Annotated in this window: 16 protein-coding genes; 10 read left to right on the top strand and 6 right to left on the bottom strand. The window is 56.0% G+C overall.

The window, feature by feature from the left end:
• Positions 1-135 precede the first annotated feature (135 nt).
• Complete coding sequence (locus tag BC440_RS15595) at positions 136-1,104, bottom strand: cation diffusion facilitator family transporter (protein ID WP_063092669.1); 969 nt, start codon at positions 1,102-1,104, stop codon at positions 136-138.
• Between the two features lie 823 nt (positions 1,105-1,927).
• Between BC440_RS15595 and BC440_RS15590 the strand changes: the two genes are divergently transcribed.
• The 3 genes from BC440_RS15590 to BC440_RS15580 all read left to right on the top strand — a co-directional run bounded on the left by BC440_RS15590 (position 1,928) and on the right by BC440_RS15580 (position 6,121).
• The gene (locus tag BC440_RS15590; protein WP_071240467.1) at positions 1,928-3,202 is read left to right on the top strand and encodes an aromatic ring-hydroxylating dioxygenase subunit alpha; all 1,275 of its coding nucleotides are present in this window, start codon (positions 1,928-1,930) and stop codon (positions 3,200-3,202) included.
• Positions 3,199-4,332 carry a hybrid-cluster NAD(P)-dependent oxidoreductase gene (locus BC440_RS15585; RefSeq protein WP_175484499.1) on the top strand — a complete coding sequence of 378 codons (1,134 nt, stop codon included), beginning with the start codon at positions 3,199-3,201 and terminating at the stop codon, positions 4,330-4,332. Before BC440_RS15590 ends, BC440_RS15585 begins: the two co-directional genes overlap by 4 nt.
• A 160-nt stretch (positions 4,333-4,492) precedes the next feature.
• Positions 4,493-6,121 (top strand): BCCT family transporter, encoded by a 1,629-nt coding sequence (locus tag BC440_RS15580; protein ID WP_071240466.1) that lies wholly within the window; start codon positions 4,493-4,495, stop codon positions 6,119-6,121.
• Positions 6,122-6,209: 88 nt separating this feature from the next.
• Here BC440_RS15580 and BC440_RS15575 read toward each other — a convergent pair whose 3' ends face one another.
• Positions 6,210-7,283, bottom strand: a complete 1,074-nt coding sequence (locus BC440_RS15575; protein WP_210766362.1) for a GlxA family transcriptional regulator — start codon at positions 7,281-7,283, stop codon at positions 6,210-6,212.
• A 184-nt stretch (positions 7,284-7,467) separates the two neighbouring features.
• Between BC440_RS15575 and BC440_RS15570 the strand changes: the two genes are divergently transcribed.
• The 4 genes from BC440_RS15570 to BC440_RS15555 all read left to right on the top strand — a co-directional run bounded on the left by BC440_RS15570 (position 7,468) and on the right by BC440_RS15555 (position 12,717).
• A complete protein-coding gene (locus BC440_RS15570) occupies positions 7,468-8,217 on the top strand; it encodes an electron transfer flavoprotein subunit beta/FixA family protein (RefSeq protein ID WP_071240465.1) in 750 nt (249 codons plus the stop codon).
• A 17-nt stretch (positions 8,218-8,234) separates the two neighbouring features.
• A complete protein-coding gene (locus BC440_RS15565) occupies positions 8,235-9,170 on the top strand; it encodes an FAD-binding protein (RefSeq protein ID WP_071240464.1) in 936 nt (311 codons plus the stop codon).
• A gap of 34 nt (positions 9,171-9,204) precedes the next feature.
• Positions 9,205-10,062: a formyltetrahydrofolate deformylase gene (purU, locus tag BC440_RS15560; protein ID WP_071240463.1), complete on the top strand. Its 858-nt coding sequence runs from the start codon at positions 9,205-9,207 to the stop codon at positions 10,060-10,062.
• 93 nt (positions 10,063-10,155) lie between these two features.
• On the top strand, positions 10,156-12,717 hold the full coding sequence (locus BC440_RS15555; protein ID WP_071240462.1) for an FAD-dependent oxidoreductase: 2,562 nt from the start codon (positions 10,156-10,158) through the stop codon (positions 12,715-12,717).
• 138 nt (positions 12,718-12,855) lie between these two features.
• Here the strand turns inward: BC440_RS15555 and BC440_RS15550 are convergent.
• The 3 genes from BC440_RS15550 to BC440_RS15540 form a co-directional block, all read right to left on the bottom strand.
• A protein-coding gene (locus BC440_RS15550; RefSeq protein WP_247643585.1) for an IS1182 family transposase occupies positions 12,856-14,287 on the bottom strand; the annotation gives its coding sequence in 2 pieces (ribosomal slippage) (positions 12,856-13,693 and positions 13,692-14,287; 1,434 coding nt in all).
• 56 nt (positions 14,288-14,343) lie between these two features.
• On the bottom strand, positions 14,344-16,131 hold the full coding sequence (gene aspS / locus BC440_RS15545; RefSeq protein WP_071240461.1) for an aspartate--tRNA ligase: 1,788 nt from the start codon (positions 16,129-16,131) through the stop codon (positions 14,344-14,346).
• A 246-nt stretch (positions 16,132-16,377) separates the two neighbouring features.
• Entirely contained in the window at positions 16,378-16,914 is a 537-nt protein-coding gene (locus BC440_RS15540) for a histidine phosphatase family protein (RefSeq protein WP_071240460.1), read from the bottom strand.
• A gap of 195 nt (positions 16,915-17,109) precedes the next feature.
• On the opposite strand from BC440_RS15540, the gene BC440_RS15535 reads away from it, so the two are divergent.
• From BC440_RS15535 to BC440_RS15525, 3 genes are all read left to right on the top strand, one after another.
• Complete coding sequence (locus tag BC440_RS15535; protein WP_071240459.1) at positions 17,110-19,257, top strand: RNA degradosome polyphosphate kinase; 2,148 nt, start codon at positions 17,110-17,112, stop codon at positions 19,255-19,257.
• A 26-nt stretch (positions 19,258-19,283) separates the two neighbouring features.
• On the top strand, positions 19,284-20,780 hold the full coding sequence (gene ppx, locus BC440_RS15530) for an exopolyphosphatase (RefSeq protein WP_007090859.1): 1,497 nt from the start codon (positions 19,284-19,286) through the stop codon (positions 20,778-20,780).
• Between the two features lie 192 nt (positions 20,781-20,972).
• A complete protein-coding gene (locus tag BC440_RS15525; RefSeq protein WP_071240458.1) occupies positions 20,973-22,217 on the top strand; it encodes a DUF1835 domain-containing protein in 1,245 nt (414 codons plus the stop codon).
• Here the strand turns inward: BC440_RS15525 and BC440_RS15520 are convergent.
• Positions 22,214-23,128 (bottom strand): LysR family transcriptional regulator, encoded by a 915-nt coding sequence (locus tag BC440_RS15520; protein WP_071240457.1) that lies wholly within the window; start codon positions 23,126-23,128, stop codon positions 22,214-22,216. The genes BC440_RS15525 and BC440_RS15520 overlap by 4 nt on opposite strands.
• Positions 23,129-23,180: the final 52 nt, after the last annotated feature.

Genomic DNA, 23,180 nt, shown 5'->3' with positions numbered 1-23,180 from the left:
TGCCCTCAAACGTTATGATTTGTTTGAATTCCTCATACTATTTGCAACAGGGCCGGTCAATCTGCGTCTGCACAGATGATCGGCTGAATGGCGGGATCGTTGCACCCGATCATTGCGCCCAATCACTGCGCCAGATCACTGAGCAAGAAGCTCCTGATGCGACCGCCAGTTTTGCGCTTCGATAAACACCTTCGCGACACCGGGAATGGTGGATCGGATATCGGCTTCGACCTGGGAAACGGTCGCCTCTATCTGGTTCGAACTGATATTGTCCTGAAAATCGACACTGATGCACACCATAAGGCTTTGCGGACCTTGATGCAGTGTAATGATTTCATTGGCGCGCTTGATCCCGGGAATGGCATTCACCATTGCAGTGATCTTTGACCGGGTTTCGGCCGTAGCACTTTCACCGATCAGCAATCCCTTGCATTCCACCGCAAGGAAGAACGCCGTAACCGCCAGAATGACGCCAATCGCAACCGATGCAATCCCGTCCAGAAGCGGCATATCAAGAACATATGCCGCCGATATCCCGAAAAAGGCAACGATCAGGCCAAGCATGGCCGCACTGTCTTCAAACAGGATGACGATCACGGTCGGATCTTTGGTATCGTGAATGGCCTTCAAAACTGGCGTATCGGGATGTTGCGTGACAAAGGCCCGGTAGGCTGTCCGGAACGCCAACCCTTCCAGCAGCATGGCAACCACAAGGATCGACAGCACGACATGATAGGTCATGACATCGAACCCGCCGATGCTGGCAACCATATGAATATCAAGCGCATGGGGATGAATGATCTTGTCCACCCCTTCCCAGATCGAAACCCCCGCCCCAAGGCCAAAAATCATCACCGCCACCAGAAACGACCAGAAATAGGTTTCCTTGCCATAACCAAGCGGATGCTGCTTGTCGGGCTGCTTGTTCGACAACCGGATGCCAAGCAGAAGCAATCCCTGATTTCCGGTATCAACCAGCGAATGGATCCCTTCTGACATCATCGCGGCAGACCCGGTAACCGCCGCCCCGCCAAACTTGGCAACAGCGATCAAAAGATTGGCGGCAGCAGCCATATAAATGGCGCCTTTGGAAGAATGAGACATGATATGGTGGCTTCCGGGTTTTGTGGTTGTCAGGGTCAGGACCAGGGACTGGAAAGATTGTTGATCGGCCGATCTTCTTTGATCAGAAAATCCAGATTGCGCAACAGTCTAACCTGTTTTCACGAAATGTCATTGCTGGCAGAAAAATCAGGCCCAGACAGATGTGGGCGATTTTAAAACGTCGGTACGATTTTGATGTTCCCGCCCTCTAACGGAACACCCGTCACAAAACCCCGCCCAGGACGCCATATTCCATAAGGAATCATTCCTGTCCCTGATACGACCGGCGAAACCAAAACGCCCTGTTTTCAACGGATAACAACCGATCATGGCGATCTGACACCCAATGTTACACTCTTGCGTCGCAATTTTACTGTGTGATTGCCTCAAGGTTCCTGCCACCTGCCGTCCAATTCGCAATAGATTTTCAAATCTTTTTAATCGCCTATTGTTCATCAAGGGCGAATGAAGAGCAGGTTACCTGCCGCATGAAAAGAGGGAGACTTTGGGTGCAATTGACAGCACGCGCCGCATACAAGACAGGCATCCCGTTTGCGGGCGCTTGTTTTTCAAGTATCTGCCCCCCTGTTGTGACCAACCGGGCAAGGGCCGAACTGCGCCACCGGGAAGCATTTCCATGTGCTTTTGCCTTGTCTGTTCGTTGCCGTGACAAACACCTGAAACCGGCCAATGATGTCGTCCGAAGACGGAAAATCACTGCTTCCTGTTTCCTTGCACCCAAGACAGGTCCATCATTCACTCATTCCGCAAGGACCGACAAAGTCCTTCTCCCGTGACACCCTCATAAGTTGAGGTACCGATCATGCGTTTTTCTTCTGACATACAAGAACTCGTGTCGCGCCGCGAGAAAGGCAAAAGCCTTGAAGCGCCATTTTACAATGCCCCGGAAATCCTTGATCTGGATATAGAGGTCATTTTCAACCGGCACTGGATTTTCGTCGCGGTCGAGCCGGAACTGCCCGAACCGGGTGACTGCATCACGGTCGAGGTAGGCCGCGCATCGATCCTGCTTTTGCGCGGCGACGATATGGAAATCCGCGCGTTTCACAATGTATGTCGCCACCGTGGGGCAAAGCTGATCGACGAACGGGCCACGACAATCGGCAATATCGTGTGCCGCTATCACGGCTGGACCTATAACGAAGACGGCGATCTGATCCTGGCCGAACATATGGGGGCTGGCTTTGATAAAAGCTGTCACGGGCTAAAGGCTGTCCATATCCGTTCCATCGCCGGACTGATTTTCATCTGCCTTGCCGATGAAGCCCCCAAAGACATCGACGATATGGCCAGCGTGATGACGCCCTATATCGCCCCGCACGACATCGCCAATTGCAAGGTTGCCTTCACCTCTGACCTGATCGAGGAAGGCAACTGGAAGCTGACGATGGAAAACAACCGCGAATGCTATCACTGCGAAGCCAACCATCCGCAATTGACCGTGCCGCTTTCCGAATTCGGTTTTGGTTTCTCCCCTGATGAGATGGACGAACGCCGGTCCGAAGACGTCAAGAAATACACCAACGCGATTGAAAGCGATCATAAACGCTGGGAATCCTGCGGCCTGCCATCCGCAGAAGAAGATCACCTTTCCGATGTCACCGGCTTCCGCACCATGCGCCTGCCCCTGATGTGGGAAGGTGAATCACAGACGCTCGATACCAAGGTCGCCTCGAAAAAGCTGCTGGGCAAATTCACCGATCCAAAGCTGGGCGGGCTCAGCTTCTGGACGCATCCGAATTCCTGGCACCATTTCATGAGCGACCATATCGTCACCTTCTCGGTCCTGCCGCTATCAGCCGACCGCACGCTGGTGCGCACCACATGGCTTGTCCATAAGGACGCCATCGAAGGCGAAGATTACAATCTCGATAACCTGACCCAGGTCTGGAAAATGACCAACCAGCAGGACGCCGATCTTGTCCGTATTGCCCAGCTTGGCAGTGAACAGCCATCCTACGAGCCCGGCCCCTATTCACGCTTTACCGAGCCGCATGTCGAAGCATTCTGTGACTGGTATATCGCCCGGATGAATCAACATCTGGCCAAAGACAAATCCGGGGCGGCCACCAAATGATGACCCAGACCAATCCACCGGCACCCGGGCAAGCCGCCCCGTCCGGGGACGATGAAAACTTTACCGAGGCCACCCGCATCCCGCTTTGGGACCCGGAAAATGATGACGTTCTGGTCTGTCGGCAGGTGCGGCAGGAAACCCATGATGTAAAAACATTCGTCTTTTCAGCCCGCGAACCCCGCGCATTCCGCTTCTATCCGGGCCAATACATGACGTTTGAACTGCCCGTCGAAGGCATGGTCACGCGCAGTTACACGATTTCGGGGTCAGCCGCCCGCCCCTACCGGATCGAGATCACGGTCAAACGTGTGCCCGGCGGTCCCGGTTCGAACTGGCTGCATGACTATATGATGCCCGGCAAGGAAGTGAATGTTTCCGGCCCGTTCGGTGAATTCACCACCGATGCAACTGGCGAGGAAAAGCTCCTGTTCATTTCGGCAGGCAGCGGCATCACCCCGATGATGTCGATGACCCGCACGGCCTGCGATCTGTCCGAACCGTCCGATCTGTATTTCATCCACGCGGCACGAACCCCGGCCGACATCATTTTCCACAAGGAACTGTCGCTTCTTGCCACCCAGAACCCGGGCCTCCGAATTGCCTTCACCTGCAGCACCGCCGCCGCCCATCACAGTTGGACCGGCTATACCGGCCGCTTCAACATTCAGATGCTGTCGTTGATGCTGCCCGATTTCAAGGACCGCAAGGTGTTCTGTTGCGGTCCAGCCCCCTTCATGGAAGGTGTTGGCAACATGTTGCGCGATGCCGGTTTCGACATGGAGAAATATTACGAGGAAAGCTTCGACTTCGGCGCGGAAACAGCCGGAACATTTGAAGAGCCTGTCGCGGCCCCGGAAATCAGCGGCCAGACCTTCCGGGTGAGCTTCACCAAAACCGGCCACGTTGTCGAATGTGGTCCGGGCATGACCGTTCTTTCGGCGGCACGCGAGGCGGGGATATTGCCGATGTCCTCCTGCCAGCGCGGCATCTGCGGTACATGCAAGTCAAAACTGATTTCCGGTGAAGTCGATATGCAACACGGTGGCGGCATCCGCCAGCGCGAAATAGATCAGGGCAAAGTCCTGATTTGTTGTTCGACACCTTTGTCGGACATCGAGGTCGAACTCTAGAACTCCAGACCTCTGCCTTACGCCCCGCACGTTACCAACAGCATAAATGAGCTCGCCTATTGGCGTGCGCGGCATCCTTTTATCCAAATCACAAGAAGGGTCCAATCAAAGGATCTCTCCTGACGGAATTTTTTCGCAGGTTCATAACAGGAGAAGCTTCATGAGTGACGTAAAAACATCGGCGGAAGAAACGCCACCAGAAGGCCAGATTGATACAGACTACAATATTGGTCAGGACAATATCGAAGGCAAACTGGGCCCCATCGGGTTCGATATCCATAACCCCGTCTTTGCCGTCTCCGCCCTGACCGTCATCGCGTTCGTTGCCTACACACTGTTGATGCCAGAACAGGCAAATTCGGTTTTCAGCCTGTTGTTTTCAGAAGTCACCAAAGGCTTCGACTGGTTCTTCATCGGTGCCGCCGACATTTTCGTAATTCTCTGCCTTGTCGTCGTCGTCAGCCCCTATGGCAAAGTCCGGCTTGGCGGAAAGGACGCAACACCTGATTTCAGCTATCTAAGCTGGTTCTCCATGCTGTTTGCGGCCGGCATGGGGATCGGGCTTATGTTCTATGGTGTCTCGGAACCGCTAAGCCACTTCTCGTCTTCTCTGGGCGGGACTGCCGTGGGTGCCGATGGCATTCGCACCGACTGGGCCCCGCTGGGTGCAGCCGCCACACAGGACGAAGCCGTTCGTCTGGGCATGGCGGCATCGATTTTCCATTGGGCCCTTCACCCTTGGGCGATCTATGCCATCGTCGCACTCAGCCTTGCGCTGTTTAGCTATAACAAGGGTCTGCCGCTGACCATCCGTTCCGCCTTCTATCCGATCTTCGGTGAACGCGTCTGGGGATGGCCGGGGCATATCATTGATATTCTTGCTGTTTTTGCGACACTTTTCGGTCTTGCCACCTCGCTTGGTCTTGGTGCGGTTCAGGCAAATTCCGGCTTTAACAAGCTGTTCGGAATGCCCATCGATACCACATGGCAGGTGATCCTGATTGTCGGCATCACTTCCATCGCCCTGTTCTCGGTCGTTCGCGGTCTCGAAGCCGGGGTGAAGCTGCTGTCTGAAATCAATATGGGGATCGCCTTCCTGCTGTTCCTGTTCGTGCTTGTCGCGGGACCAACCCTGCTTCTGGTGACCGATGTCTTTGACTTCCTTGGGGCATATCTTCAATACCTTCCGGCTCTTTCAAGCCCGGTCGGTCGTGACGATGTCAACTTCATGCAGGGCTGGACCTCGTTCTACTGGGCATGGTGGATTTCCTGGTCACCGTTTGTCGGCATGTTCATCGCCCGTGTCAGCCGTGGCCGTACCGTGCGTGAATTCATCATCAGCGTTCTGCTGATCCCGTCGCTGGTCTGCGTTCTGTGGATGTCGATCTTTGGCGGCTCCGCCATCAGTCAGGTCGTTCGTGACGGCTATACCGCCGTTCAGGAAGCCGACCTTCCGGTGCAGCTCTTCACCATGCTTGATGCACTGCCGCTGGCATCGATCACGTCCTTCATCGGGATCGTGCTTGTGATTGTTTTCTTTGTCACCTCCTCGGATTCCGGGTCGCTGGTCATTGATACGATTGCAGCCGGTGGCAAGGTCGATGCACCAATGCCGCAACGCGTCTTCTGGTGTGTGTTCGAAGGTCTGGTCGCAATCGTCCTGCTGCTATCGGCGGGTGGTCTGAAATCATTGCAATCCATGGTGATTTCAACAGGATTGCCGTTTACGATTGTTCTGCTTGTGATGTGCGTTGCCATCTGGCGCGGACTTGCCAGCGAACCGCGCTGATCACGGTCTTTGATCACTGAAAAACGCCGTCCGGAAGGCTGATCTTCCGGGCGGCGTTTTCATGTTAACTTCGAAATGAAGGCGAAAGTTACGCCTCTTCCAGAACCGGCACCGCATCAGATACTTGATCGGATACCGGGCGGCGCAATTCCTGTGGCGTGCAGCCATAGCGCCGCCGGAACATCCGGCTTAGATGCGAAGAATCACAAAATCCGCAATCCACCGCAACCTGTGCCACCGACTTCTGACTTTTCGCCATCAGGTAATGGGCCATATCAAGCCGGATATTGAGGAACGCCACCTGCGGCGATGTATCAAGCGAAAGCCTGAAATGCCGTTCGATCTGGCGCTTGCTGTTGCCCATCCGGCGCGCAATTTCCTGCACCGAAATCGGGGTGTCGATATTCTGCTGCATGATCAGCAACGCCCGCTGCACAATCGGGTCCTGCGTCTTGAGGTCAAGCGGAATACCCGGCTGCGGCTTTTCCGCCTGCAACGCATCATCAATGATCATGATATGCAGGCTTTTGCTGGCCTGTGCCCGCCCGACATGCTTGTCCACCAGATAGGCTGCAAGGTGGGCCGAACTGACCCCGCCCGAACAGGTCAGCCGATCCCGGTCAACGACAAAAATCTGATCGGCAACCGGATCAAGTCCCTCGAACTGTTCGATGAAATCGGAATGATGGAACCAGCTGACACAACACCGATACCCGTCAAGCAACCCCGCCCGGTGCAACAGGAACGCCCCCGTGCATATCCCGACAAGCGGAATACCGGCCTCCGCCGCCTCGTGCAAAAACTTGTGATAGGCCGCCCCCAGATTGGGCGTTTCTTCCATAAGCCCGCCGACCACGACGATATAATTGAACCGCCTTGGGTCGCCCAGCCGTTCCTTGGGCTGAACGATAATACCGCTGCTTGACGGCACCGGGTCCATGGTGTCGGACACCACCGTCCAGTTACACAGGATCGGTCGGCTGCGATCCCCTTCATCAGCCGCCAGTCTGAGCACATCGACAAAATTGGCAAAGGCACACAGCGTAAACCGCTTCGCCAGAATGAACCCGACCGAAAGCCGCGGCTTTTCGTGGTTCGACTTGCCCACACCAGACGCATTCGCAGGACGCCCCGCTTTGACGCTTTGAGATCCGGAATACATGGCCCTAGACCCTCCGATGCAGACAAGGTTGCTGTATCTGTCGTAGCGATAATCCCGCTTTGACGCAAACATTCTATTTTCCGGCGCAAAAATTCGCCAAGCTATTTTTCAACAATACCAATAATGCGATTTCGCGGCGAAAGGATGAAATCCCCAAACCGCGATTTTATCAGGAAGGACGAAGATGAAGGTTCTCGTACCTGTAAAGCGGGTTGTTGATTACAACGTCAAAATCCGCGTCAAGGCAGACGGCACTGGTGTCGATCTTGCCAATGTCAAAATGTCGATGAACCCGTTTGACGAAATTGCCATCGAAGAAGCCGTGCGCCTGAAAGAATCCGGCAAGGCGAACGAAGTCGTCGCCGTTTCCATCGGCCCGGCACAGGCGCAGGAAACCCTGCGCACGGCCCTTGCCATGGGGGCGGATCGCGCCATCCTGATCACGGTCGACGGACCGGTTGAGCCGCTATCTGTCGCAAAACTGCTCAAAGGCGTGGTTGCGGTCGAAAATCCAGACCTCGTCATTCTTGGCAAACAGGCGATTGACGATGACGCCAATCAGACCGGGCAAATGCTTTCCGCCCTGCTCGGCTGGTCGCAGGCAACCTTTGCCTCCGAACTTGACCTTGGCGATGCCACCGCCAAGGTCACCCGCGAAGTCGATGGCGGCCTTCAGGCGATCGAAGTCACCCTGCCCGCCATTGTGACTGCCGATCTTCGCCTGAACGAACCGCGCTATGCGTCGCTTCCCAACATCATGAAGGCCAAGAAAAAGCCGCTGGAAACCAAAACGCCCGATGATTTTGGCGTCACGGTTGCCCCGCGCCTTCGCCTGATCCGGGTCGAAGAACCCGCCGGTCGCACCGCCGGGATCAGGGTCGCCGGTGTGACCGATCTGATCGAAAAGCTCAAAGCCGAAGCTGGCGTCATCTGAACCGGGCGGAGATAAAAATGGCCATTCTTCTTTTTGCAGAACACGACAATCAATCCCTATCCGATCAGACCGCCAAGGCATTAAGTGCCGCATCCCTGATCGGTGGCGATATCGACATTCTGATCGCCGGAAAAAATGCGAATTCGTCGGCCGATGCGGCGGCAAAACTTTCGGGCATTCGCAAGGTTCTGCTTGCCGAAGGCGACGCGCTTGAACAGCGTCTTGCCGAACCGACCGCCGCCCTGATTGTCAATCTTTCAGGCGATTACGACACCATCCTCGCGCCAGCCACCACCACGGGCAAAAACGTATTGCCCCGCGTTGCCGCCCTTCTTGATGTCATGCAGGTTTCCGACGTGATCGAAGTCGTATCGCCCGATACCTTCAAACGCCCGATCTATGCCGGCAATGCGATTGAAACCGTGCAGACGACCGATGCGATAAAGGTCCTCACGATCCGCACCACAAGCTTCGCCGCCGCCAGTGGCGATAACGCCCCGGCCCCGGTCAAAACCATTGATGCCGGATCAGACGGCACCGGTCTTTCGACCTTCCTTGAAAATATCCTGTCGAAAAATGATCGCCCGGAACTTGGCTCCGCCAAGATCATCGTATCGGGCGGCCGTGCCCTTGGCTCCGCCGAAAAGTTCAGGGACGTCATGACACCGGTTGCCGACAAACTCGGCGCTGCCATCGGTGCATCCCGTGCCGCCGTCGATGCCGGTTATGCGTCAAATGATTTGCAGGTCGGCCAGACCGGCAAGGTGGTCGCCCCCGATCTTTACATCGCATGTGGCATTTCGGGTGCCATTCAGCACCTTGCGGGCATGAAGGATTCCAAAATCATCGTTGCAATCAATACCGACGAAGATGCACCGATCTTTCAGGTCGCGGATTATGGCATTGTGGGTGATCTGTTCGACATTCTTCCCGAACTGAAGCGTCAGCTCTGACACGCCAAACACCCCTTTGAAACGGAGCACTCCAGTGAGCGAACATTCCTATACCCTGCGTATCGCCTGTGACGACCAGCCGGGCATTGTCGCAACCGTCGCCTCTGCCCTGGCATCGCGCGGGGCCAATATCATTGAATCCAACCAGTTCTGGGACCGTCAGACCAACCAGTTCTTTTTGCGCATCGCCACCAGCACACCGGAAAATGTCAGCAAGGCCGAAATCGAACTGATGCTGAACCCGGCGGTTGACCGCTTCAATATGAAGCTCAAGATCGATGATCTGTCCCGCCGTCCCAAGATCATCATCATGGTCTCCAAATTCGATCACGCGATGCTGCATCTGCTTTATCAGATCAAGGTCGGCTGGCTTGATGCCGAAGTCGCCGCCATCGTCTCGAACCACGAAGATGCGCGCAAAATCTCCGATCAGGAAGGCATCCCCTTCCATTACTGGCCGGTGAACAAGGAAAACAAGATCGAACAGGAAGCCAAACTTGCCGATCTGATCAAGGAAACCAAATCCGAACTGGTCGTCCTTGCCCGCTATATGCAGGTCCTGACCAACGATCTTTCAAGCCAGTTTTATGGCATGATCATCAATATTCACCACTCGTTCCTGCCGTCCTTCAAGGGGGCCAAACCCTATCATCAGGCTTATGAACGCGGGGTAAAACTGATCGGGGCGACCGCGCACTATGTCACGCCGGACCTCGACGAAGGCCCGATCATCGAACAGGAAACCGAACGCGTCAGCCACGCCATGTCGGCCGAGGATTTCGTCGCCACCGGGCGCGATATCGAAGCCCGCGTTCTGGCCCGTGGTGTCAAATATCACCTCGAAGGTCGCGTGATGCTCAATAAAAACCGCACCGTAGTCTTCACTCAATAATTCTTCACCCAGCAATACCGCCAAAATTAATACCGCCAAAATTCCGCCGCCGCCGACACCAGATAACCATCGCAATAAGAAGGAAAGAGAGAAATGGCCGCATTTCCGAACAGGGCAAAAGTCGTTATCGTCGGCGTCGGCGGTATTGTCGGTGCATCGGTATCGCACCATCTGATCGAAAATGGCTGGGACGATATTGTCGGCATCGACAAATCCGGCATCCCGACCGATATCGGCTCGACCGCGCATGCGTCCGATTTCTGCTTTGCGACAAGCCATGATCTGCTGTCCTGCTGGACAACGATGTATTCCATAGACTTCTATGAAAAGATGGGCCATTACGCCCGCATCGGCGGGATCGAAGTTGCGCGCGTCGGCGATGATGCCCGCATGGCCGAACTCAAACGCCGCGTTGATTCCGGCAAGGCATTCGGCACCAATGTCAAAATCATTACCGCTGCCGAGGCCAAGGAAAAATTCCCCCTTCTCGAAGAAGACCAGATTCAGGGGGCCATGTGGGACCCGGATGCCGGCCTTGTCATCCCGCGTTCGCAAACCGTAGCCGGAAAGCTGATCGATCAGGGTGTGGCAAGCAACAAGCTCAAGATTTTTGCCAACACCTCCGCCCTTGAACTGATCACCGAAAATGGCCGCATCACGGGTGTCAAAACCGAACGCGGCACGATCCATGCCGATTATGTCGTCGTCTGTGCCGGGCTTTGGGGCCGCCTGATTGCCGAAATGGCGGGCGAAGACCTGCCGGTGATGCCGGTTGACCACCCGCTGACCTTCTTCGGGCCCTATAACGAATTTGCCGGAACCGGTGTTGAAATCGGCATGCCGCTTTTGCGCGATCAGGGGAATTCCGCCTATATGCGCGATACCGGCGATCCCAAAAGCACCGAGGGCGGCCAGATCGAATGGGGCTATTACTACGAAGAAAACCCGCGTCTGGTCCATCCGCGCGAAATCCTTGAAAAGGATCAGGCCCGCCTGTCCCCCTCGCAGCGCGATCTTGAACTCGAAGACGTCATCGAACCGCTTGAACGCGCCATGGAACTGACCCCGATCCTGACCGAACTTGGCTTTAACGAAAGCCATTCCTTTAACGGTCTTCTGCAAACCTCGGCTGATGGCGGCCCTTCGATGGGCGAAAGCCAGAAGCTGCGCGGCCTTTGGTATGCGGTCGGCATCTGGATCAAGGACGGGCCGGGCATGGGCAAACTGATTGCCGACTGGATGACCCATGGCCGCACCCATGTCGATCACCATGCAATTGATTTCGCCCGCTTCAATGAATTCCAGCTTGACGAGAAATACATTTACGACCGCTGCTGGGAAACCGCGAAAAAGATCTATAACCCGCCCGTCCACCCGCGCGAGCCATTTTCAAAAGCCCGCGGCATTCGCCGCTCCCCCTTCTATGAACGCGAAGTCGAACTTGGCGGCTATTTCATGGAACTGGGCGGCTGGGAACGTGCGCACGGTTATGCCGCCAACGAACATCTGCTGGAAAAATACGCCGACCGCGTTCCGGTGCGCGAAAATGAATGGGATACCCGCCATTTCTGGCGCGTTTCCAACGCCGAACAGCTCGCCATGAGTGACGATTGCGGCATCATCAACCTGTCGCACTTCCACATGACCGATATCGAAGGCCCGGATCATGTCGAACTCATGGAATGGCTCTGTGCGGCCAAAATCGGCGGGGATGCCAATATCGGCAAGGGCATCTATACCCACATGCTCGATGACGAGGGCATGGTCCGTGCCGACTTTACCGTCTTCCGCATGGCTGATCGCTGCCGTCTGGTCAATGGGGCGGATGCCGGCCCGCGTGACCTGATCTATATGCGCCGCATGGCACAGGATAAGGGTTGGGACGTTACCATCACCGACGTCACCGAAAAATTCACCACGACTGGTATCTGGGGCCCGAACGCCCGTGAAAACCTCAAAAAGGTTGTCACAGCCCCCGAAGAACTCGATATCGAAAACTTCCCGTTTGCCGCCATCCGCCAGATCAGCATTGCGGGTAAAACCGTCACCGCATTCCGCATTTCCTATGTCGGGGAACAGGGGTGGGAGCTTCATATGCGCTACGAAGACGGTCTTGCTGTCTGGGATGCGCTGCGCGGCATTGGCGTGATGGCCGTGGGTGTTGAAACCTATGCCAACTCGCGCCGTCTGGAAAAATCACTGCGCCTGCAAAACGCCGATCTGCACACGCAATATAACCTGATCGAAGCCGCCCTCGCCCGTCCCAAGGTCAAAGAGGCCGATTTCCGTGGCAAGGCAAAGCATGTCGAATATCGCGAACGCGACCATCAACCCGCCATGCTCTGCACCCTCGTCATGACCGACAATGTGGATGCCAATGGCGTCGCCCGCTACCCGGTCGGCAATCTGCCGGTCATGGACCCGGACACCGGCAAAACCCTGATTGATGAACTGGGCCGTCGTTCCTATACGACCTCCATCGCATTCGGCCCCAGCATCGGCAAAAACATCGCCTTGGCCTATCTGCCGTGGGATTATTGCCAGGAAGGCCGCAAACTGACCGTCTCCTATTTTGACGAGATTTACCCGGTCGAAGTCGTCGGCATCGGCTACAAGCCGCTTTACGACCCGGAAAACCTCAAACCGCGCAGCTAACGCCCCACACTGCGGATAAAAAAGAACGGGGGCCACTGCTGGTTCCCCAGACTGCTGACGAACCCCATCATTTTTGTCGGGGTTCGTTTTTTTATGGGGCAGTGTCTTTTTAAGGAGAAAGCCTTGCTGTTTGCCAGATCATTCGGCAAAGGCAGGCAAAATCCCGTGTTTTCTGGCCCAATTGCTCACAATCCATAAAAGCATGTCACAAAACGCCCCCTTGCGCGTCAGGATCAGGGCGATCTTCTTCATGTTCTGGGCCGTTGCCGCCAGAAGGCATTGCTCACGCACCTTGGCAAGCCCGCGCAGGCGTGCGTATCGGTGCCCATGCAATTGCTTGGCATCGGCAAAACTGCGCTCTACCGTTTCCTTGCGTCGCTCATAAATCCGCTTGCCCCAGGGGCTGAGACGGTTGGCTGTGATCTTTTCAAGGCTGTCCTGCCAGACATGGCGTGTCACAACCTTGGTGTGATTGCGGCTTTGCGTACAGGCATCGCGCAGCGGACAGCTTTTGCAGACCCTCGGGCTGCTTTTATATTCCCGGTATCCGGATCTGTTGGTGGTGCTGTAATTGAGGATTTCCCCTTGCGGACATCGATAGCCATCGATCCCAGGCAGATATTCAAAGTCTTTCTTGCGCAGGTATCCCTTGCGATGGGTCGGACGGCGATAGCCGATCACGCCCTCAATTTCCCTGTCTTCCAGACCCTTGGCGATCCCGGCGGTAAAGTAACCGGCATCCAGCCCCACTGCCCGCACATCGAAGCCGAACCGGGCGCGCTGCCGGTCCAGACGTGACAGATAGGGCATACTGTCATGGACATTGCCCGGCGTGACATGGATATCGGTGATCAGTGCATGGGCACTGTCGACAGTGCGGTGATCAAGATAGAAAAAACCCTTCGGCTTGCCATCGCGCACCATATAGCCGCTCTCGGGATCGGTACGGTTGATCTTTGTTTCTTTGGCAACAGACAGACTGACGCGCTTTCTCCCTGAGCGGCTTCTTGCCATGATCAGCCCGGTCCTGCGCAATATCGGCATCAAGGGCGGCAAGATAGTCCGCACGAGACTTCTCGACCACCTGACGGTCGAAGCGGTTCTTGTTGGCATTGGCCTTGAGGTGCGTGCTGTCGCTATAAAGTACTGTGCCATCGACAAGGCCCGCCCGGATACCCTGTTCGACAATCTCGTCGAAAATCTCCTGACAGATGTCGCTGTCATTGAACCGTCGCCGCCGGTTCTGACTGATCGTGCTGGCATCGGGCACCTTGTCGGTCAGGCGAAGCTGCAAAAACCAACGATAGGCCACATTGACCTCGATCTCGCGCAGCAATTGCCGTTCCGAGCGAATGCCAAACAGATAGCCGACAAACAGCATCTTGAACAACAGCACCGGATCAAGCGCCGGGCGTCCGTTGTCGGCACAATACAAATGTGCAACCCGGTCATGAATGAAACTGAAATCGATCACCGCGTCGATATTGCGCAGCAAATGATCCGAAGGCACCAGAGATGACAGCGTCACCATCTCAAGTTCTTCCTGATGGGCTTCTTTCTTTTTAAGCATGCCCCATTGAATCAAAAGTCCCCGCAATTGGCGAGGACTTTGTCAGCAGTCTGAAATCAGTCTTTTTTGATTTTCGGCGGAAGCTGCACCCGCAGATGCAGTTCTTTAAGCTGGCGGTCATCGACCTCGGCCGGGGCATTCATCATCAGATCCTGCGCCTGCTGGTTCAGCGGGAAGGCAATGACTTCGCGAATGTTCGGCTCGTCAGCCAGAAGCATCACAATACGGTCCACACCCGGGGCAGAACCACCGTGCGGCGGGGCGCCGAATTTGAACGCGTTGATCATGCCGCCAAAGCGGTCATCAACGACGTCCTTGCCATAACCGGCAATCTCGAACGCCTTGTACATGATGTCCGGGCGGTGGTTACGAATGGCACCGGACGACAGTTCGATACCGTTACAGACGATGTCATACTGCCACGCCTTGATATCAAGCGGGTTCATGCTTTCAAGGGCCTCAAGACCGCCTTGCGGCATCGAGAACGGGTTGTGGCTGAATTCGATCTTGCCGTCGTCGTCTTCCTCGTACATCGGGAAATCAACGATCCAGCAGAATTTGAACATGCCGTCTTCACGAAGACCCAGTTCATCGCAAACCTTGTCGCGCGACTTGCCGGCAAATTTGGCGGCTGCCAGTTCCCTGTCACAGGCAAAGAAGACCGCATCGCCATTGGCAACGCCGGTAACTTCCTTGATCTTTGCGATACGTTCGGCGTCAAGGTTCTTGGCAATCGGGCCTTTGGCTTCGCCGTTTTCATCATAAACGATGTAACCAAGACCAGCCGCCCCTTCTTCGCGGGCCCAGGCATTGAGCTTGTCAAAGAAGCTGCGCGGGCGGCCTGCGGCCCCCGGTGCCGGAATGGCGCGAACCACCGAACCCTTTTCGATGTTCGAGGCAAAGATGCCGAAATTCGAACCACGGAAGGCTTCGGTCACGTCAGACAGGATGATCGGGTTGCGAAGGTCGGGCTTGTCAGAGCCATATTTCGCCATCGATTCATCAAACGGAATGCGCGGGAACGGAAGCGGCGTTACGTCACGACCACCGCCGAACTCGACAAAGATGTCATGAAGAACCGGCTCGATCGCGTCAAACACGTCGTCCTGGGTGGCAAAGGCCATCTCGAAATCGAGCTGATAGAATTCCCCCGGCGAACGGTCGGCACGGGCGTCTTCATCGCGGAAGCACGGTGCGATCTGGAAGTAACGGTCAAAGCCCGAAACCATCAGAAGCTGTTTGAACTGCTGGGGAGCCTGCGGCAGGGCATAGAACTTGCCCGGATGCATGCGCGACGGTACCAGGAAGTCACGCGCACCTTCCGGCGAGCTTGCCGTCAGGATCGGGGTCTGGATTTCCAAAAATCCCTGTGCGGTCATTTTCTGACGCATTGCCGAAATCACGCGCGAGCGCAGAACGATGTTCGAATGAACACTTTCGCGGCGCAGATCAAGGTAACGGTGACGCAGGCGGATTTCCTCGCCATATTCGGCATCGCCAAAGACCGGCATCGGCAGAACGTCGGCCGACGACTGGACTTCGATGTTCGAGGCATAAACCTCGATCTCGCCGGTCGGCAGGTTCGGGTTGACGGTTTCGGCGGTACGTTTGACGACCTTGCCGTCCACCGTGATCACACTTTCGGCACGCGACTTTTCAAGAACCGCGAAAAGCGGGCTTGAAATATCGATCACGATCTGGGTGATGCCGTAATGGTCGCGCAAATCGACAAACAAAAGGTTGCCGTGGTCGCGCTTGCGGTGGATCCAGCCGGACAGGCGCACTTCCGCATCGGCGTCAGAGGCGCGCAACGCATTACAATTGTGTGAACGATAAGGATGCATGGTCTTTCCAGGTTGCTTTGTATGCTTGGTATTTTGGGCCACAAATTTGGCGCAAAGGTGCATGGCTGCACCGCGCTGTCAAACAAAAAAGCACCGCAAACCAGCCACCCCGGTCAATTCGGGGGGCTTAAATCGGGTGATCTGTCTGTTTGCGCGACGCGGCGCTTGAAATTCTGCGGTATAAAACGCTGCCAAAGCCCCGCCGTCAAGTGCCCGTCGCAATGGTCTGCATTGCGGGCCGGAATTTCAGGTCGGCGGCGCACCGCCCCCCTGCAAATCCTTGACCTTGACAAAGCGAATCAGGCGCCCGGCTTCAAACCGAACGTCCGCCCAATGATCAACATCAAATTCATACTGGCAAAGACCGCAGGTCGGATATTTACGGTTCATTTCCAGCAATGCCTCGCCATCGCCCTCGCCAAACAGCCGGGCGGCGAAATCGGCAAGTCCCGGATTATGGCCGATCATCATTACACAGCGGGCCTCGTCATGGGTGTGCCCAAGGCTTTCAAGCAGCACGGCCTCGGTCGCCATATAAAGGTCTTCGTTGTAGATCACGTCGGATGCACTGGCAAAATCGCGCCCCAGCAGGGTTAATGTCTGGACCGCACGTTCGGCGGTTGAACACCAGATCAGATCGGGCACCAGCCCCTGTTCATGCAAATAGCGCCCCATCACCGGGGCCGCCTTTTCGCCGCGCCGGTTCAGTTCCCGGTCGTGATCGGATCGGGACGGATCGGTCCAGCTTGATTTTGCATGCCTGAGCAGAAGCAATGTCTTCATAAAATCGGGTATCCGGTGATCTTAAGGAAAGCAGACTTTTGCATGCCACATCGGGCGCTGTGAAGCCACCAAGAAAACTGACTTAAAAATTTAAGAAAATTGCACCCCGACAAGCAGTTATCCTATACTCCAATCGCAACCGGGACCTGTCGCTTTATTTCAAGGACACAAACCCACTTTCGCAGGAGGCACAGCGTGACCCACGCCGCCGTTATTCAATCAAGCGCCATCACACTTGATTCGGACAAGCGCTTTATAAACCGCGAACTTTCGTGGCTGGCCTTTAACGGCCGCGTCCTTGAAGAGGCCCAGAACAAACGGCATCCGTTGCTGGAACGCTTGCGGTTCCTGTCGATTTCCGCCAGCAACCTTGACGAATTCTATATGGTGCGCGTTGCAGGCCTGGTCGGGCAACTGCGTGCGGGCATGACCAAGGTCAGCCAGGATGGCATGAGCCCGTCCGAGCAGCTGCGCGCCATCACATATGATGCCAGCCAGTTGATGCAGGATCAGCAGCGCATCTGGCAGCAGCTTAGCAGCGAGATGGACAAGCACGGGATTTCGGTGATCAGACCGGATGATTTGACCCAGACCGACCGCAAATGGCTTGACGGCTATTTCATGCGCGAAATCTTCCCGACCTTAACGCCGCTTGCGATTGATCCGTCCCATCCCTTCCCGTTCATTCCGAACCTTGGCTTTGCGATCGTCATGCAGCTGTTTGACCCGGCGGATGGTCACAACATGCGCGGGCTGATCCCGGTACCGCCGAAAATCGGCCGTTTCCTGCGCATGCCGGGCCGGACCGAACGGTATCTGCCGCTGGAACAGGCGATTGTCCTTTACCTTAACAAGCTGTTCCCCGGTTTCGACATGATCGAACACGGCCTGTTTCGCGTTATCCGTGACTCGGACGTTGAAATCGAAGAAGAAGCCGAAGATCTGGTACGCGTTTTCAAGACCGCCCTGAAGCGTCGGCGCCGCGGCAGCATCATCCGACTTAAAGTCAATGCCGAGATGCCAGAAGACCTTCTGGATTTCGTGGTCGACGAACTTTCTGTCGCCCCCGAAGAAGTCGTCAAGGTCGACGGGCTTGTCGGGCTTGTCGATGTCAAACAGCTGATCGATTCCGATCTGCATCATGATCTACTGTTCCCGCCCTATGGCGCGCGTTATCCTGAACGGGTGCGCGACTTTGGCGGCGATTGCTTTGCCGCGATCAGCAAAAAGGATCTGGTGGTTCACCACCCGTTCGAGGATTTCGACGTCGTCGTGCAGTTCCTGTTGCAGGCTGCGCGTGACCCCGAAGTCGTCACCATCAAGCAGACCCTTTATCGCACATCGGAAAACAGCCCGATCGTCAAGGCCCTGATTGCGGCTGCCGAAGCGGGCAAATCGGTAACGGCGATGGTGGAGCTCAAGGCCCGCTTTGACGAGGAAGCCAACCTGCGCTGGGCGGCCGATCTTGAACGTGCCGGTTGTCAGGTGGTCTATGGCTTCCTTGACTGGAAAACGCATGCCAAGGTGTCACTGGTGGTCAGGCGCGAAAGCCACGGGCTTCGGACCTATGTCCATTTCGGGACCGGCAACTATCACCCGATCACCGCGAAATTCTATACCGATATTTCGTTCTTCTCGTGCGATCCGGCATTGGGTCGTGACGCGGCCAGCATCTTTAATTTCATGACCGGTTATGCGACCCCGCGGTCGCTTGAAAAGATTGCCATCGCGCCGCATACGCTTCGCCCGACCCTGCTTGCCCATATCGATCAGGAGATCGAAAACTGTCAGGCGGGCAAACCGGCGGGCATCTGGGCCAAGATGAACAGCCTTGTTGATCCGGTGGTGATTGACGCGCTTTATCGCGCCAGCCAGGCCGGGGTTCATATCGAACTGGTCGTGCGCGGAATCTGCTGTTTGCGGCCGGGTGTGCCGGGGTTATCGGAAAATATTCGGGTCAAATCCATCGTCGGTCGTTTCCTTGAACATTCGCGCATTGTCGTCTTTGCAAACGGCGCAAAACTGCCGTCGCGCAAGGCCAAGGCGTTTATTTCATCTGCCGACTGGATGCCGCGCAACCTTAACCGTCGTGTCGAAACACTGGTCCCGGTGGAAAACCCCACCTGCCAGCGCCAGATTGTCGAACAGATCATGATTGCAAATCTGAAAGATACGGCGCAGGCTTGGTACCTGCAGCCCGACGGGACTTACGAGCGGTGCGAAGCCGATGAAAATGCTTTCTCCTCTCACCAGTATTTCATGACCAACCCGTCACTTTCGGGCCGTGGCAGCGCGCTTAGCGAGGAAGATCCAAATGTCCCCGTGCTGCAGCTTGATGACTAAGAAAACAGGCAGGTTCAACCAACCGCATGCTGACTGACCAAAGGGTTTCCAACCGTATCGCCATCATTGATGTTGGCTCGAACTCGGTGCGTCTTGTTGTGTTTGATGGCATGACACGCGCACCGGCCCCGATTTTTAACGAAAAGGTGATGTGCGGTCTGGGGCGCGACCCCGAAAACACCGGCCGTCTCAACCCCGAAGGTGTTGAAATGGCAACCGCCGCCCTGCGGCGTTTTGCCCGGTTGCTCCGCGCGATGAAGGTCACACGGGTCGACATCCTTGCGACCGCGGCTGTCCGTGCTGCCAGCGACGGACAGGCTTTTTGTGACCGGGTCCTTGCCGAGACCGGCCTGACCGTCAAGGTCATTGACGGCCTTGAAGAAGCCCGCCTTTCCGCCCTTGGCGTGATTTCGGGGGATCGGCGCGCAACCGGCATTGTTGGTGATATCGGTGGCGGGTCGCTGGAACTGGTATTGCTTGATGAAGGCGAGATCAAAAAACGCGTCAGCGTTCCGTTGGGTGCCATGCGCCTGCATGCGGTATTTGGTTCGGACCGTGCCCGTCTGGAAGCCGAAGTCAAAACCCACCTTGAAAGCATCGACTGGCTGCATGAAGGGGCGGGCAAACCATTGATTGCGGTTGGCGGTTCGTGGCGTTCGATTGCCAAGCTTTATATCGCCCAGGAAAACTATCCGATTTCGGTAGTGCATAACCTGACCATGCCACGTGCCGAAATCGCCGAACTGACGCATATCATATCACAGCAGAGCCGCGTGTCGCTTGACAAGGTGGGCGGTGTTTCCAAACGCCGTATCGATAGCCTGCCTCATGCGGGGCTTGTCATGAACCTGCTGCTTGAACGCATGCAGGCCAAGGAGGTCGTGTTTTCCAGTCACGGGCTTCGCGAAGGCTGGATGTACGAAGCCCTGCCCGATGAATTGCGCGAACGCGATCCGTTGCTTGATGCCTGTCTCAGCTTTGCCGAAGACGGCGAGAGGTTCCATCAGCATGGGGAAGAACTGTATCGCTGGTCGGCACCGATTTTCCGCGATCAGCCTGGCAATCTTGGCCGTCTGCGCCTTGCCGCCTGCATCATCGGCGACGTTGGATGGAGCGAACACCCCGATTACCGCGCGATCCAGAGCTATAACCGCATTCTGCATCATCCCTATCTTGACCTGAACCATCATGACCGGGTGTTCCTCGCTTATACCATCGGGTCACGCTATACCGGCAATTTCAAGGGTGACGAGTCAAGCGACCGTCTGCTTGACGAAGACACACGCGCGATTGGCCGCCTTTACGGTCACGCCATCCGCCTTGGCCATACCCTTTCGGGCGGGGTTGAAGGCATCCTTCCCGGTACGGCGCTTGTTCATGAAGACAAGACGCTTACACTTCAGATGCACAGGGACTTCGCGGCACTCAACGGTGAAGTCGTTGAACAGCGTTTATCGAAGCTTGCCAAACTGATGGATTGCGACAGCAGGGTCGTGATTGTCGATCAGCTTCCCCAGCCCTGATCCCGTTTCCTTCTGTTTATTCAGGGCTTTCCGGTTCATTTATTTTGAACCGGAAAGCCCGCAATGCTATGGTGCCCTTGCTTCCCAAAGCACCCCGTCCGCGGAAAGGGCTGCGCCCGGTCTAATCGACATATGAACCACACGGTTTCCTTGCCTGTCTGGCGGACACAGGCTTAAGCACAGGGGAATCGTATGTCTGCTTCGCGCACATCGAAATCCGGAATCTTTGACGGCCGCCTTAACCTTGAGCAGCAGCGCAAGCGCGCCAAGGAGCTGCTGAAATCCGCCCGCGCCCAACAGGGCGATGCCCAAACCCGCATCAGTATCCACCTGCCCGGCAAAAGCATTGAGGATCTGCAACTGGCCGATAGCCAGCTTGTCATCGCGCGCGAAAACGGTTTTGCCAGCTGGCCGAAACTGAAATCCCATATCGACCGGATTACCGAACATCAGCGCCAGATCGCATCGGGCCACCTGCCAACGCTCGATACGGCGCAAACCCTACATCTGCGCTGTGGCTCGGATATTTCGCATTGCCTGAAACTGGCCGGGTTTGCCGGTGCTTTCATGGAATTTTCCGATCCCTTCTGTCAGGGGCCGGTGCCGGATGTGCCCCTGCCCGACTTCATCGAAACCCGTGCGCGTTTCATTGCATCATCCTATCGCATCGATTTTCCCGATGCACTTTCGCGCCTGCAACGCGAATATGCGGGCTTGGCCACACTGGGCGATTACGATCATGTCGTGCTGTGGTTTGAACATGACAGCTACGATCAGCTGATCCTCGTCTTCCTGCTTGATTTCATCGCGAACCTTCGCCCGCAAACCCGGCTTGATCTGATCTGTGTTGATCGGGTGCCCGGGGTCGAGCGTTTCATCGGCCTAGGTCAGCTTTCGCCCGAATTGCTGATCTGGTGCTGGGAAAATGCCCGTGCACCGGTTTCGGATGCCATGCTGGAATGCGGTCAAACGGTCTGGCCCGCGATCCGTGCCTCAAAGCCCGATGCGCTGCGCGCCATAATCGATAACGGCCAATCGCCGATCCCCTGCATGATCGCAGCCCTTGACCGCCATCTGCGCGAATTGCCCGATCCCGGAAACGGTCTTGGCCTGACGCAGGAACTGACCCTGCAAATCCTTGCCGATTTCGGTCCGCTTCCGGCCGGCAAGGTTTTTGGTCATCTTATGCTGTCTTACGAACCGCTACCGTTTCTGGGCGATCTGATGTTCCGGGAAATTCTGGCCGATATGAAGCAAACCAGCTCACCGCTTTTTGACTTCGCCGACAATCAACCGCACACGCCCTGGCCCGAACAGATATTGTCACTGACTGAAACCGGCCACGAAATCCTTTCCGGCACCCGGAATTTCATGGAACTTTACACCGGCGAACGTTGGGTTGGCGGGATCAGGATTACGGGAGCCGCGGTCGGTTAAACCAGCTTTCGCGTTACCCTGAAAATCTCGCCGCGCAGCCATTTATGCGGGGCGCTGGCGGCGTTGCGGACATGCCAGGACTGGGCGAAGCTGTATTCAGGGAAATCAAGCGGGAAGGTGCATTTGGCAAAGCCCGCCATGACATCGCGTTCAAGCCGCGAGGGCAGCGATGCGATCACGTCCGTCCCGCGGATCAGGCTGGCGATGCTGGCAAAGGTCGATGCCTGCAAAACCGTGCGGCGTTTGCGTCCGCAGGCATCGAGCATCTCGTCCACCGCCGAATGTTCGTTATTGCCGATGATCACGCGCGCATGGGGCACGGCGCAATATTGATCGAGCGTATCGGGTGGCACATCATGGCAATCGGCATCGTAAAAGCACGCCATATGTTCGCGAAACAGGGTCTGTTGCGCGATATCGCCAACATTTTCAGTCATATGCAGGCCAATCGCCAGATCAAGCTGACCGCTACGCAGCCGGTCAATCACGTTTACATCACCATGGATCGGTAAAATCCGAAGCCGGATATCGGCGGCATAACCGCGGATGATGCGAAACAGCTCGGGCATGATCACCGCCACCTCGTAATCGTTGGTGCCGATTACAAAGCGGGCTGATTGGGCCGGATCATTCGGATCGAAGGCATCAACGCGGGCAAGGTTGCGCAAATCCTGCAACAGGATGCGCACCCGCCCGGCCATTTCATCGGCATGGGCGGTTGGCGTGATCCCCCGGCCCGACCGGACAAAAAGCGGATCGCCGACAATCTGGCGCAACCGGTCAAGCCCGTGGCTGACGGTGGGTTGCCCGACGCCAAGGCGGTTGGCGGCGGCTGTTACTGATCCCTCTTCATAGATGGTCAGGAAAAGCCGCAGCAAACGATAATCAAGGTCCAATTCATCGATATTCATACATGAATACTATCACCTTGATCGAATTGATCATATGGGAAATCAGGTGCAG

It is taken from the genome of Thalassospira sp. MIT1004 (assembly GCF_001858545.1).
GTDB classification, from domain to species: domain Bacteria; phylum Pseudomonadota; class Alphaproteobacteria; order Rhodospirillales; family Thalassospiraceae; genus Thalassospira; species Thalassospira xiamenensis.
Note: the sequence above shows the minus strand (reverse complement) of the source record. Positions and strands in the feature narration are given on the sequence as shown.